The sequence below is a fragment of the Burkholderia stabilis genome (genome assembly GCF_001742165.1).
GTDB classification, from domain to species: domain Bacteria; phylum Pseudomonadota; class Gammaproteobacteria; order Burkholderiales; family Burkholderiaceae; genus Burkholderia; species Burkholderia stabilis.
Genome location: NZ_CP016443.1, coordinates 1,485,102 through 1,497,892, shown reverse-complemented (window position 1 = coordinate 1,497,892; position 12,791 = coordinate 1,485,102). Strand labels below are relative to the sequence as shown.

Sequence of the window (12,791 nt, the reverse complement as noted above, 5' to 3'; positions counted from 1 at the left end):
ATTAGGCGGTTTCGGCGCAAAGCGCGAAACCCGGGCCGCTGCGGGAGGCTTCAGACCGCGCCGCCGCCCCGCGCGAGCACTTCGTCGCGATAGTCGGCCGGACTGCGCCCGCTCCATTTACGGAACGCGCGGTAGAACGCGCTCGGCTCCGCGAAACCGGTTGCCGCCGCGACGTCGGCGATCGTGCGCGCCGGATCGGCCAGCGCCTCGAACGCGAGATCGCGCCGCAGCGTGTCCTTGATCGACTGGTAGGCGTGGCCTTCCTGGTGCAGCTTGCGGCGCAGCGTCGCCTCGGCCACGTGCAGCCGCGCGGCCATCCCGCCCGCGCCCGGCCACGCGGCGGGCGGCATCCCGCGCAGCACCGTGCGCACGCGCTGCGCGAGCGCGTTCGGGTTGCGGTACTTGACGATGAAGCTCGCCGGCGCGTTGCGCAGGAACGTCTTCAGCGTCTTCGCGTTCTGCACGACCGGCAGCGTCGCGAATTCTGGATCGAAATCCACATACGAATCGGGCTCGTTGAAGCGCATGTCGTCGCAGAACATCGACGGGTATTCGTGGTCGGCGGGCGGTGTGTCGCAGCGGAAGCTCGCGTGCAGCAGCGGGATGCGCCGCCCGATCAGCCAGCAGGTGAGGCCGTAGACGATGATGAAATAGGTCGCGTACGTGAACATCGCGGGCGTCGCGCCGTTGTTGCGGTGCACGAAGCGCAGCCGCACGCGCTGCGGATTGGCGTCGAGTTCCGCGTGCAGATCGTCGAGCACGCAGTGCATGAAATTCACCGCGCGTGCCATCGCATGCAGCCCGTCCTTCGCGGACAGCGCGGCCTGGCTCATCGCGATGAAGCTGCCGCTGCGCATCGGGTGGCGATCCTGCCCGAAAAACTCGTCGTCGAGCGCGCGCGCGATCGCGTTCCACAGCGCGCCGTATTGCTGCGCGGACACGCGCGCGCGCGGCTGCCCGAGCAGCGCGGGCGCGATGCCGGCCTGCGCGAGCAGCGGCTCGGCCTCGACGCCGCGCCGGGTCGCGAGCGCGACGCTGTAAGCGACGAGGCTGATCGCGATGGTTCCCTTGTCTTCCTGCTTCATCGGTGTCGCCGGTGTGGCAAAAACGCTCAGTGTAAATGAGCGACGCGAGCATCGAACAGTCGCGCGCGCTTGCCTACACTTGTTGCATCGAAACGCAAGGACGGTCGCGTCAGGCGGCCGCGGGAGACAGCAGCGCCATGGACGAGCTTTACACCGAAGACCAGCGGATGATCCGCGATGCCGCGCGCGCTTTTGCCACCGAGATGCTGGCGCCGAACGCCGCGCAATGGGACCACGACGCGCATCTGCCCGACGCCATCGTCGCGCAGCTCGGCGAACTCGGCCTGCTCGGGATGATCGTGCCGCAGGAGCTGGGCGGCGCGTACACGGATTACGTCGCGTATGCGCTGGCGATGGAGGAAATCGCTGCCGGCGACGCCGCGTGCGCGACGATCATGAGCGTGCACAACTCGGTCGGCTGCGGGCCGATCCTCGGCTTCGGCACGCCTGCACAGAAGGATCGCTGGCTGGCCGACATGGCGGCCGGCCGCGTGATCGGCGCGTTCTGCCTGACCGAGCCGCAAGCCGGCTCCGAGGCGAACAACCTGCGCACGCGCGCGGAGCTGCGCGACGGTAAATGGGTGCTGAACGGCGCGAAGCAGTTCGTGACCAACGGCCAGCGCGCGGGTGTGGCGATCGTTTTTGCCATGACCGACCCGGAAGCCGGCAAGCGCGGGATTTCCGCGTTCCTGGTGCCGACCGACACGCCGGGCTTCATCGTCGGCAAACCCGAGAAGAAGATGGGCATCCGCGCGTCGGATACGTGCCCGATCACGTTCGAGAACTGCGCGATCCCGGAAGAGAACCTGCTCGGCAATCGCGGCGAGGGCCTCAAGATCGCGCTGTCGAATCTCGAAGGCGGCCGGATCGGCATCGCCGCGCAGGCGCTCGGCATCGCGCGCGCCGCGTTCGACAAGGCGCGCCGTTATGCGGGCGAGCGCGTGCAGTTCGGCAAGCCGATTGCCGAGCATCAGGCGATCCAGCAGAAGCTCGCCGACATGGCCACGCAGATCAACGCCGCGCGCCTGCTCGTGCATCACGCGGCGAAGCTGCGCACGGCCGGGCTGCCGTGCCTGTCGGAAGCATCGCAGGCGAAGCTGTTCGCCTCCGAGATGGCCGAGCGCGTGTGCTCGGACGCGATCCAGATTCACGGCGGCTACGGCTACCTGGTCGATTACGAAGTCGAGCGTCACTATCGCGACGCGCGCATCACGCAGATTTACGAAGGCACCAGCGAAGTGCAACGGATGGTGATCGCGCGGCAGCTTTGAGCCGCGACGGCACCCAGGCGACAGCATCACGAAGGGCACGAGGGCAGCGCGGCGAACGCGGCACGCAACGACGTGACCGTGCGCCGCGCAAAAGCGAATCGGACGTGCGTTGCCGCGCAGGCGCCGGTTGACCGCGAGACATGGAGACTGGAGGACACGATGACGGTACAGGCATTCCTGGACGCACGCGACTTTCTGCTGCGCCATCGCACCGACTACGAAACCGCCTACCGCGATTTCGAATGGCCGGTGCTCGATGCGTTCAACTGGGCGCTCGACTACTTCGACCCGATGGCGCGCGGCAACGACCAGCCCGCGCTGTGGATCGTCGACGCGGCGACCGGTACGGGCGATCCGTATTCGTTCGCGCAGATGTCCGAGCGCTCGTCGCGGATCGCGAACTGGCTGCGCTCGATCGGCGTCGGGCGCGGCGACCGCATCCTGCTGATGCTGCCGAACCGTGTCGAGCTGTGGGACGCGATGCTCGCCGCGATGAAGCTCGGCGCGATCGTGCTGCCCGCGACCACGCAACTGTCGCCCGACGATGTGCGCGACCGCGTGCAGATCGGCGGCGCGAAATACGCGATCGTCGACGAGAACGAAACCGAAAAATTCGAGCAACCCGACCTCGGCCTCGCGCAAAAGATCGTCGCCGGTGCGCCGCGCGCGGGCTGGCTCGCGATGAACGACGGCCACGCCGCGAGCGCCGCGTTCGAGCCGGACGCCGTCACGCATGCGAACGATCCGATGCTGCTGTACTTCACGTCGGGCACGACGTCGAAGCCGAAGCTCGTCGAGCATACGCACCGCACCTATCCGGTCGGCCATCTGTCGACGATGTACTGGGTCGGCCTGCAGCCGGGCGACATCCACTGGAACATCAGCTCGCCGGGCTGGGCGAAGCACGCATGGAGCTGCTTCTTCGCGCCGTGGAATGCGCAGGCGTGCGTGTTCGCGTTCAACTACGCGCGCTTCGAGCCGAAGGTCGTGCTCGACGCGATCGTCAAATACCAGGTGACGACGCTGTGCGCGCCGCCGACGGTGTGGCGGATGCTCGTGCAGCAGCCGCTCGCGTCGTTCGACGTGAAGCTGCGCGAGATCGTCGGCGCGGGCGAGCCGCTGAATCCAGAGATCATCGAGCGCGTGAAGAAGGCATGGGGCATCACGATCCGCGACGGCTACGGCCAGACCGAGACGACCTGCCTGATCGGCAACTCGCCGGGCCAGCCGGTCGTCGCGGGCTCGATGGGCCGGCCGCTGCCCGGCTACCGGATCGCACTGCTCGATCCGGACGGCGTGCCCGTGACCGAAGGCGAAGTCGCGCTGCCGATCGGCCCGGATGCGACGCGCCCGGTCGGGCTGATGAACGGCTACGCGAACAACCCCGATGCAACGGCCTACGCGATGCGCGACGGCCATTACCGCACGTCGGACATCGCGATGCGCGGCGACGACGGCTACTACGTGTACATCGGCCGCGCGGACGACGTGTTCAAGTCGTCCGATTACCGGCTGAGCCCGTTCGAACTCGAGAGCGTGCTGATCGAGCATCCGGCGATCGCCGAGGCGGCCGTCGTGCCGAGCCCCGACCCCGTGCGGCTGTCGGTGCCGAAGACCTTCATCACGCTGCGCCAGGGCTACGAGGAAAGCCCCGCGCTCGCGCTGGAGATCTTCCGTTTCTCGCGCGAGAAGCTCGCGCCGTACAAGCGCATCCGCCGCCTGCAGTTCGCGGACTTGCCGAAGACGATTTCCGGGAAGATCCGCCGCGTCGAGCTGCGCCGCCGCGAGATCGAGCGCGGCGACGACGCGACCGCGCGGATGCCCGGCGAATACTGGGAAGAAGATTTCGCCGCCGAACTGAAATGACCGGGCGCGGGCCGTGCGCGCCGCATGGCGCGGCCGCCGCCCACCGCCGAACCGAACCGGCCGCCGCGCGGGATTCCGCTTCGCGGCCTTCTGCAAGGAGAAACGATCGATGAACGCGAATCCGACGCCCCGCACGGGGCAAGACGTGCCGACGGTCAAGCTGCTGATCGACGGCGCCTTCGTCGAGTCCGCCACGAGCGAGTGGCGCGACATCGTCAACCCGGCGACGCAGCAGGTGCTCGCGCGCGTGCCGTTCGCGACCGTCGCGGAAGTCGACGCGGCCGTGCAGGCCGCGCACACCGCGTTTGCGACGTGGAAGAACACGCCGATCGCCGCGCGCATGCGGATCATGCTGAAGTTCCAGGATCTCGTGCGCACGAACCAGCAGCGCATCGCGAAGACGCTGACGGCCGAGCAGGGCAAGACGATTCCCGACGCCGAAGGCGACATCTTCCGCGGCCTCGAAGTGGTCGAGCACGCGTGCTCGATCGGTTCGCTGCAGCTCGGCGAATTCGCGGAGAACGTCGCGGGCGGCGTCGACACCTACACGCTGCGCCAGCCGCTCGGCGTGTGCGCGGGCATCACGCCGTTCAATTTCCCCGCGATGATCCCGCTGTGGATGTTCCCGATGGCGATCGTGTGCGGCAACACGTTCGTGCTGAAGCCGTCCGAGCAGGACCCGCTGTCGACGATGGAGCTCGTCGAACTCGCGATCGAGGCCGGCGTGCCGAAGGGCGTGCTGAACGTCGTGCACGGCGGCAAGGAAGTGGTCGACGCGATCTGCACGGATCCGCTCGTGAAGGCGATCTCGTTCGTCGGCTCGACGGCGGTCGGCACGCACGTGTACAAGCTCGGCAGCGAGCACGGCAAGCGCGTGCAGTCGATGATGGGCGCGAAGAATCACGCGGTCGTGCTGCCCGATGCGAACCGCGAGCAGACGATCAATGCGCTGGTCGGCGCGGGCTTCGGCGCGGCCGGGCAGCGCTGCATGGCGACGTCGGTCGCGGTGCTGGTCGGCGAGGCGCGCGACTGGCTGCCTGACCTCGTCGCGAAGGCGAAGCTGCTGAAAGTCAACGCGGGCGCGGAAGCCGGCACCGACGTCGGCCCGGTCGTGTCGCGCGGCGCGAAGGCGCGCATCCTGTCGCTGATCGAAGCCGGCGTGAAGGAAGGCGCGAAGCTCGAGCTCGACGGCCGCGACGTGAAGGTGCCCGGCTACGAAAGCGGCAACTTCATCGGCCCGACGATCTTCTCGGGCGTGAATACCGGCATGTCGATCTACACGCACGAAATCTTCGGGCCGGTGCTCGTCGTGCTCGAAGCCGACACGCTCGACGACGCGATCGCGCTCGTCAACGCGAACCCGTTCGGCAACGGCGTGGGCCTGTTCACGCAGAGTGGCGCGGCCGCGCGCAAGTTCCAGAGCGAAATCGACATCGGCCAGGTCGGCATCAACATCCCGATTCCGGTGCCCGTGCCGTTCTTCAGCTTCACCGGTTCGCGCGGCTCGAAGCTCGGCGATCTCGGCCCGTACGGCAAGCAGGTCGTGCAGTTCTACACGCAGACGAAAACCGTCACCGCGCGCTGGTTCGACGACGACACGACGGCCGCTCCGGTGAACATGACGATCCGGCTGCATTGAGCACAGAGGACACGAACATGAAAATCGGCTTTATCGGCCTCGGCCACATGGGCGCCCCGATGGCGCTGAACCTGCTGAAAGCGGGCCACGAAGTGCACGCGTTCGACCTCAGTGCCGACGCATTGCGCGCATTGCAGGACGCCGGCGCGCAGGTGGCGGCGTCGCCGCGCGACGCGGCATCGGGCGCGACGTTCGTGATCACGATGCTGCCGGCCGCACCGCACGTGCGCTCGGTGCTGTCGGGCGAGAACGGCGTGCTGGCCGGCCTCGGCGCGGGCGCGACCGTGATCGATTCGAGCACGATCGACCCGGCGAGCGCGCAGGCGTTCGGTGCGCTCGTGCGCGAGCACGGCGGCGCGTTCGTCGATGCGCCGGTGTCCGGCGGCACCGGCGGCGCGGCGGCCGGCACGCTGACCTTCATGGTCGGCGGCAGCGATGCGGATTTCGAGCGCGTGAAGCCCGTGCTCGCGGGCATGGGCAAGAACATCGTCCATTGCGGCGCGACGGGCATGGGGCAGGTCGCGAAGGTCTGCAACAACCTCGTGCTCGGCATCTCGATGGCGGCCGTGTCGGAAGCGATGTCGCTCGGCGTCGCGCTCGGCATCGACCCGAAGGTGCTGGCCGGCATCGTCAACACGTCGACGGGCCGCTGCTGGAGCTCGGATACCTACAACCCGTACCCGGGCGTGATCGAGACGGCGCCGTCTTCGCGCGGCTACTCGGGCGGCTTCGGCACCGACCTGATGCTGAAGGATCTCGGCCTCGCGAACGACGCCGCGAAGCAGGCGCGCCAGCCCGTCTATCTCGGCGCGCTCGCGCAGCAGCTGTACCAGACGATGAGCAGCCGCGGCGACGGGCAGCTCGATTTCTCGGCGGTGATCCGCCTGTACCAACCGGCACCGAAGAAGGACGCATGATGATCGAACTGGACTACGTCGACGACGGCGCGATCGCGTGCGCGACGCTCAAGCGTCCGCCCGCGAACGCCTTTACCGCCGAGGGGCTGCAGCAACTGCAGGAAACCGTCGCCGAACTGAACGCGAACCCGCGCGTGCGCGCACTGGTGATCACGGGCGACGGCCCGAAGTTCTTCAGCGCGGGCGCCGACCTCAACACGTTCGCCGACGGCGACCGCGCCGTTGCGCGCGCGATGGCGGCGCGCTTCGGCGCGGCGTTCGAGGCGCTGCACGACGCGCGCGTCGTGACGATCGCGGCGATCAATGGTTATGCGATGGGCGGCGGCCTCGAATGCGCGCTCGCGTGCGACCTGCGGATTGCCGAAACGCATGCGCAGATGGCGCTGCCCGAGCCGTCGGTCGGCCTGCTGCCGTGCGGGCTCGGCACGCAGACGCTGCCCTGGCTCGTCGGCGAGGGCTGGGCGAAGAAGATCATCCTGACCGGCGCACGCGTCGACGCGGCGACCGCGCTCCGGATCGGCCTCGTCGAAGACGTGGTCGAGAGCGGCGCGGCACGCGATGCGGCGCTGGCGCTGGCGCACAACGTCGCGCGGCAAGCCCCGCACGCGGTTGCCTACAGCAAGGAGCTGATCGGCCTCGCGCGCCGCGGCGTGCCGCGCAGCGCGGCGCTCGCGGTCGAGCGCGAACGCTTCGTCGACCTGTTCGACACGAACGATCCGCGCGAAGGCGTGGCCGCGTTTCTCGGCAAGCGCGCGCCGCAATGGCGCACCGATGGAGAGCCGCAACGATGAGCACGCCGGTGACGACTCACGACGCCTTCGCGAAACACGCGCCCGAAGTGCTGTTCCGCGTGGTGAACCGCGTGGCGCTGATCACGCTGAACCGGCCGGCCGCGCTCAACGCGCTGTCGTACGCGATGATCGGCGAGCTCGCCGCGCTGCTGGAACGCTGCCGCACCGACGACCAGATCGTCGCGGTCGTATTGCGCGGCGCGGGCGAGAAAGGTTTCTGCGCGGGCGGCGACGTGCGCGCGCTGCATCGGATGGTGGCGCAGCGCGAAACGTGGCTGCCGTTCTTCGTCGACGAATACCGGCTCGACCATGCGATCCACACGTTCCCGAAGCCGGTGGTCGCGCTGATGGACGGCGTGACGATGGGCGGCGGCATGGGGCTCGCGCAGGGCGCGGCGCTGCGCGTCGCGACCGAACGCAGCAAGATCGCGATGCCCGAGACGCGCATCGGCCTCGTGCCCGACGTCGGCGCGACGCATTTCCTGTCGCGTATGCCGGTCGAGCTCGAACTGTACGTGGGGCTGACGGGGGCGATGTTGTCGGGCGCCGACGCGCTGAGCGCGAAGCTCGCGGATCTGTGCGTGCCGTCCGCATGGCTCGACACGTTCGAGACGCGCATCGAATCCGTGAAGTGGGACGGCGACGTGTTGCCGGCGCTGCGCAAGGTGTTCGAACCGCCGTGCAACGTCGTGCCGCATGCGGCGCTCGACAGCCAGATGCCGTGGATCGTGCGTCACTTCGACAAGCGCTCGACCGTTGAGCGGATCGTCGCGACGCTGACGCAGGATCTCGCGCGTGAGGAGTTGACGCGCGAACATCGTCAATGGCTGCAGGCGACGCTCGACGCGCTGTCCGGCCATTCGCCGACGATGCTGTGCGTGACGCGCGAGGCGCTGCTGCGCGGCCGGCAGATGACGCTCGCCGAATCGTTCCGGATGGAGCTCGGCATCGTCGCGCGTGCGATCGAGGAAGGCGATTTCTGCGAAGGCGTGCGCGCGCATCTCGTCGACAAGGATCGCAAGCCGCGCTGGGCGCCCGCGTCGCTCGTCGAGCTGCGCGCCGAACGCGTGCGGCATTTCCTGACGTCGCCGTGGAAGCTGTTCGCGCATCCGCTCGCTGATCTCGGCGCGGCGTAAGCACCCGACGCGCCGGGCGGCGCGTCGGTTTCGTCCCGTCTCACTTCATTTCATTTCACCGCTCGATCATCGGCGGCACGGCTTGCGCGAGCGCGTCGATCACGCAGCGCGTCTTGCGCGGCAGGTAGCGCGTCTTCGGCCAGATCGCGTGGATATCGCCTTCGCATACGAAGCAGCGGTCGAGCACGACCGCCATCTCGCCGCGCTTCACGTAGTGATCGAGCAGCCAGCTCGGCAGCCACGCGATCCCGAACCCGGACGCGCCGGCCGCCGCGATCGCCTGCACGTCGTCGAAACTGAGCTGGTGCTGCACGTCGACGCGCACCGTCGAGCCGTCGGGCGCGCGCAGGTCCCACGGCTGCGGTACGCCCGAGCGTGAATACGCGATCGTCCGGTGGTTCTTCAGATCGTCGAGCGACGTCGGCATCCCGTAGCGCGCGAGATAGGACGGCGCCGCGCCGAGGCTGCCGTATTGCGTGCCGAGCCGCCGCACCGCGAGGCTGGTGCTGTCCGCGAGCGTGCCGATCCGCACCGCGAGGTCGATCCCTTCCTCGACGAGATCGACGAAACGGTCGGTGATCGACACGTCGATCCGCAGGTGCGGATAGGTGCGCGCGAGGTCGAGCACGATGGGCGTCACGCAGTGGTGCCCGAACGCGAGCGGCACGCTCAGCCGCAGCTTGCCGCGCGCCTCGTTGCGGCCGCAATCGAGATCGGCTTCCGCCGCTTCCAGTTCCGCGAGCGCGCGCACGCAGCGGTCGTAGTACGCCTGGCCGTCGTCGGTCAGGCTCTGGCTGCGCGTCGTGCGCTGCAGCAGCCGCGCGCCGAGCCGCTTCTCGAGCCGCGCGACCGCCTTGCCGACGGCCGAGCGCGTCATGTCGAGCCGCTCCGCGGCCAGCGCGAAGCTGCCCGATTCCACCACCTGGACGAAGGTCGTCACGCCGTCGAGTCGGTCGGTCATAGCGGGTCGGTCAATTGAGTCCTGTGATTCCCCAGTTCGTGGAAGTACGTGCGTCAATGGGGAGTGAAATTCTCACTATAGTACCGATTCCCGTCCAGCGTGCGTCGCCGGCCGCACGCGGCGAACCTTTCTCACCTGGAGGCGCGCGGCCTGTCGCCGGGCCGCGGCGCAATACGCATGACGCTATCCGACTCCCGCAGGAATGCGGTCGCGCTCGCGGCCGTCTGTCTCACGTCGCTGATGTTCGGCCTCGAAATCTCGAGCGTGCCGGTGATCCTGCCGACGCTCGAACACGTGCTGCACGGCGATTTCAACGGCATGCAGTGGATCATGAACGCTTACACGATCGCGTGTACGACGGTGCTGATGGCGGCCGGCACGCTCGCGGACCGGTTCGGCCGCAAGCGCGTGTACGTGATCGGCACCGTGCTGTTCGGCGCGACGTCGCTGCTGTGCGGGCTCGCGCCGAACGTGCCGGTGCTCGTCGCGGGCCGGCTGCTGCAGGGCGCGAGCGGCGGCGCGATGCTGATCTGCCAGATCGCGGTGTTGTCGCACCAGTTCCGCGAAGGCCGCGAGCGCGGCCGCGCGTTCGGGATCTGGGGCATCGTGTTCGGCATCGGGCTCGGTTTCGGGCCGATCGTCGGCGGCGCGATCGTCGCGCTGGCGAGCTGGCCGTGGGTGTTCCTCGTCCATGCGCCGCTCGCGGCCGTCGCGCTCGTGCTGATCGGCGGCGCGGTGCAGGAGTCGCGCGATCCGCATGCGGGCACGCTCGACGTGGCGGGCATCGTCACGCTGTCGCTCGCGGTGCTCGGCCTTGCGTTCTACATCACGCAGAGCGCGGAACTCGGGCTGACGAGCGCGGCAGGCCTCGGCGTGCTCGGCGCGACCGTGCTGGCGCTGATCGGCTTTTTCGTCGCCGAACGCGCGAGCGCGCGGCCGATGTTCGACTTCTCCGTGTTCCGGATTCGCGCGTTCACCGGCGCGATCTTCGGCTCGATGGGGATGAACTTCAGCTTCTGGCCGTTCATGATCTACCTGCCGATCTGGTTCCAGGTCGCGCTCGGCTACGACAGCGTGACGGCCGGCCTTGCGTTGCTCGCGTACACGCTGCCGACGCTGGTCGCGCCGCCGGTCGGCGAACGGCTCGCGCTGCGCTACGGGCCGGGTGTCGTGATCCCGGGCGGCCTGTTCACGATCGCGGCCGGCTTCGCGCTGATGCGGCTCGGCAGCGCGGCCGAGCACGCGAGCTGGCTCACGATGCTGCCCGGCTGCGTGATCGCCGGCATCGGGCTCGGGCTCACGAACACGCCCGTCACCAACACGACGACGGGCGCGGTGCCGAGCGCGCGGGCCGGGATGGCGTCGGGCATCGACATGAGCGCGCGGATGATCTCGCTCGCGCTGAACATCGCGGCGATGGGCTTCGTGCTGGTCGCGGGGATCGTCGCGAGCCTGAAAGCCGGCGTCGCGGGCGCGATCGGCGATGCCGCGCTGCGCCGGCTCGCGCAGGAAATCGCATCGGGCCGCACCGACGGGCTGCAGCAAATCGCACCGGCGCTCGCGCAGGCCGACCCGAGCGGCGCTGCGCTGCACGCGGCGCTCGTGCACGGGTTCGGCTGGGTGATGGTGTACGGTGCGACAGGCGTGGCCGTGCTCGCAACCGCGAGCGCGGTGGCGTTCGCGCCGGCGCGGCGCGGGGCGGCCGTGTGCGAATGAGGCGGCCCGGCCGGCGTGCTTGCCGGCCGCCGGTCAGGACGTGCCGCCGCCGAGCGCGCGGTAGAGCGTCATCTGGTTGTTGAGCCGGTTCAGGCGCGTCAGCTCGTCGGCGCTTTGCGCATCCCGCAGCCGCTGCTGCTGGTCGAGCCACGGCTGCACGGCGGTCGCGCCGGCCGCGAACCGCGCGGCGGCAAGCTGCTCCGCGCGCTGCGCCTGCGCGAGCGACAGCGCGCGCTGTTCGGCTTCGCGTTCGAGCTGCACGCGCGCCGACAGCGCGTTCTCGACTTCCGAGAGCGCCGTGTAGAGCCGCTGACGGAACCCGACGACCGCTTCCTCGTATTGCGACTTCGACACCTTGATCTGCAGCTGCATCGTGTTCCACTGGATGAACGGCAGCGCGAGGCCGAGCCCGAGCGTGCCGACCGGGTTCATCAGCACGCGCTCGAGGCTCGTGCTCGACGTGCCGGCGTTGCCGGTCAGCGTGAAGGTCGGGTAGAAGCTCGTGCGTGTCGCGTCGACCTGCGCGAGCGATTCGCGCAGCCGGAATTCCGCCGCGCGCAGGTCGGGGCGCCGGCCGAGCAGGCTGGCCGGCAGGCCGGCCGCCACGTCCGGTGGCGCCGCGTCGGGCAGCGCCGACGGTTCGGCCGCGAGCTGCTGCGGCGGCCGGTCGAACAGGAGCGCGAGCGCGTGGCGGTTCTCGGTGCGTTGCTGGATCAACTGCGTCTGCGCGGCGCGTTGCGCGGACAGGCTTTGTTCGGCCTGCGCGAGATCGAGCCCCGACACGGCGCCGGCCGTGTGCCGCGACCGGACGAGCGCGAGCGTGCGCGCCGCGTATGCGATGTTCGCGTCGCCGAGCGCGATCTGCCGGTTCAGATAGCCGATCCGCCAGTACAGCGACGCGGTCGTGCCGATCAGCGACAGCCGCGCGGCTTCGAGATCGGCGGCCGTCGCGTCGGCTTCCCAGTGCGCGGCGTCGCGCAGCGCGGCCAGCCGGCCCCACAGGTCGATTTCATAACTGAGCGAACCGGTGATGCCGCTCGCCCGGCTCATCTGATGCGTATCGAGCGTGCGCGACACCGAGCCGTTCGCGCCGATCGATACGTTGGGCGTCAGGTTGGTGTCGACGAGCCCGGCCTGCAACTGCGCGCGATACACGCGGATCGCCGCGATCGCGAGATCGTTGTTCGCGCGCAGCGCGTCGTCGATCAGCCGGTCGAGTTGCGGATCGCCGAAGCTGCGCCACCAGTCGGGTGTCGCGGCCGGCGCGCCGGCGGCAACCGGCGCGGCCCAGTTCGCGGGCATCGCGACGGCCGGCAGCGGTTCGTGGCGCGCGGCCGTGCAGCCGGCGAGCAGCGCGGCGGCGCACGCGCATGCGCACAGGCGGAGCAGGGGTGAGGATCGGGTCATCG

10 protein-coding genes are annotated in these 12,791 nt (G+C 69.3%); 7 read left to right on the top strand and 3 right to left on the bottom strand.

The window, feature by feature from the left end; translation table 11 throughout:
* Positions 1-50: 50 nt before the first annotated feature.
* Positions 51-1,085, bottom strand: coding sequence for an AraC family transcriptional regulator (locus BBJ41_RS24635; RefSeq protein ID WP_069748869.1), 1,035 nt, complete (start codon positions 1,083-1,085; stop codon positions 51-53).
* A 137-nt stretch (positions 1,086-1,222) separates the two neighbouring features.
* Here BBJ41_RS24635 and BBJ41_RS24630 point away from each other — a divergent pair, with 137 nt between their 5' ends.
* From BBJ41_RS24630 to BBJ41_RS24605, 6 genes are all read left to right on the top strand, one after another.
* On the top strand, positions 1,223-2,356 hold the full coding sequence (locus BBJ41_RS24630; protein WP_069750359.1) for an acyl-CoA dehydrogenase family protein: 1,134 nt from the start codon (positions 1,223-1,225) through the stop codon (positions 2,354-2,356).
* A gap of 159 nt (positions 2,357-2,515) precedes the next feature.
* Positions 2,516-4,222, top strand: a complete 1,707-nt coding sequence (locus BBJ41_RS24625; RefSeq protein WP_069748868.1) for an AMP-binding protein — start codon at positions 2,516-2,518, stop codon at positions 4,220-4,222.
* 109 nt (positions 4,223-4,331) lie between these two features.
* The gene (locus tag BBJ41_RS24620) at positions 4,332-5,861 is read left to right on the top strand and encodes a CoA-acylating methylmalonate-semialdehyde dehydrogenase (protein WP_069750357.1); all 1,530 of its coding nucleotides are present in this window, start codon (positions 4,332-4,334) and stop codon (positions 5,859-5,861) included.
* Complete coding sequence (gene mmsB / locus BBJ41_RS24615) at positions 5,858-6,778, top strand: 3-hydroxyisobutyrate dehydrogenase (protein ID WP_335650644.1); 921 nt, start codon at positions 5,858-5,860, stop codon at positions 6,776-6,778. The genes BBJ41_RS24620 and mmsB overlap by 4 nt, the downstream gene beginning before the upstream one ends.
* Positions 6,778-7,569: an enoyl-CoA hydratase gene (locus BBJ41_RS24610; RefSeq protein ID WP_069750358.1), complete on the top strand. Its 792-nt coding sequence runs from the start codon at positions 6,778-6,780 to the stop codon at positions 7,567-7,569. The genes mmsB and BBJ41_RS24610 overlap by 1 nt, the downstream gene beginning before the upstream one ends.
* Positions 7,566-8,705 (top strand): enoyl-CoA hydratase/isomerase family protein, encoded by a 1,140-nt coding sequence (locus tag BBJ41_RS24605; RefSeq protein ID WP_069748866.1) that lies wholly within the window; start codon positions 7,566-7,568, stop codon positions 8,703-8,705. The genes BBJ41_RS24610 and BBJ41_RS24605 overlap by 4 nt, the downstream gene beginning before the upstream one ends.
* Before the next feature lie 55 nt (positions 8,706-8,760).
* On the opposite strand, the gene BBJ41_RS24600 is transcribed toward BBJ41_RS24605, so the two are convergent.
* The gene (locus tag BBJ41_RS24600; protein WP_069748865.1) at positions 8,761-9,666 is read right to left on the bottom strand and encodes a LysR family transcriptional regulator; all 906 of its coding nucleotides are present in this window, start codon (positions 9,664-9,666) and stop codon (positions 8,761-8,763) included.
* A 177-nt stretch (positions 9,667-9,843) separates the two neighbouring features.
* Here BBJ41_RS24600 and BBJ41_RS24595 point away from each other — a divergent pair, with 177 nt between their 5' ends.
* Positions 9,844-11,382 carry an MFS transporter gene (locus BBJ41_RS24595; RefSeq protein ID WP_069748864.1) on the top strand — a complete coding sequence of 513 codons (1,539 nt, stop codon included), beginning with the start codon at positions 9,844-9,846 and terminating at the stop codon, positions 11,380-11,382.
* Between the two features lie 33 nt (positions 11,383-11,415).
* Here the strand turns inward: BBJ41_RS24595 and BBJ41_RS24590 are convergent, their stop codons facing one another.
* Positions 11,416-12,789, bottom strand: coding sequence for an efflux transporter outer membrane subunit (locus tag BBJ41_RS24590; protein ID WP_069748863.1), 1,374 nt, complete (start codon positions 12,787-12,789; stop codon positions 11,416-11,418).
* Between the last annotated feature and the right edge of the window lie 2 nt (positions 12,790-12,791).

Excerpts from the sequence above, each read along its gene's own strand:
- BBJ41_RS24635 (WP_069748869.1), bottom strand. The coding sequence starts at position 1,085 with ATGAAGCAGGAAGACAAGGGAACCATCGCGATCAGCCTCGTCGCTTAC.
- BBJ41_RS24630 (WP_069750359.1), top strand. The coding sequence starts at position 1,223 with ATGGACGAGCTTTACACCGAAGACCAGCGGATGATCCGCGATGCCGCG.
- BBJ41_RS24625 (WP_069748868.1), top strand. The coding sequence starts at position 2,516 with ATGACGGTACAGGCATTCCTGGACGCACGCGACTTTCTGCTGCGCCAT.
- BBJ41_RS24620 (WP_069750357.1), top strand. The coding sequence starts at position 4,332 with ATGAACGCGAATCCGACGCCCCGCACGGGGCAAGACGTGCCGACGGTC.
- BBJ41_RS24610 (WP_069750358.1), top strand. The coding sequence starts at position 6,778 with ATGATCGAACTGGACTACGTCGACGACGGCGCGATCGCGTGCGCGACG.
- BBJ41_RS24605 (WP_069748866.1), top strand. The coding sequence starts at position 7,566 with ATGAGCACGCCGGTGACGACTCACGACGCCTTCGCGAAACACGCGCCC.
- BBJ41_RS24600 (WP_069748865.1), bottom strand. The coding sequence starts at position 9,666 with ATGACCGACCGACTCGACGGCGTGACGACCTTCGTCCAGGTGGTGGAA.
- BBJ41_RS24595 (WP_069748864.1), top strand. The coding sequence starts at position 9,844 with ATGACGCTATCCGACTCCCGCAGGAATGCGGTCGCGCTCGCGGCCGTC.
- BBJ41_RS24590 (WP_069748863.1), bottom strand. The coding sequence starts at position 12,789 with ATGACCCGATCCTCACCCCTGCTCCGCCTGTGCGCATGCGCGTGCGCC.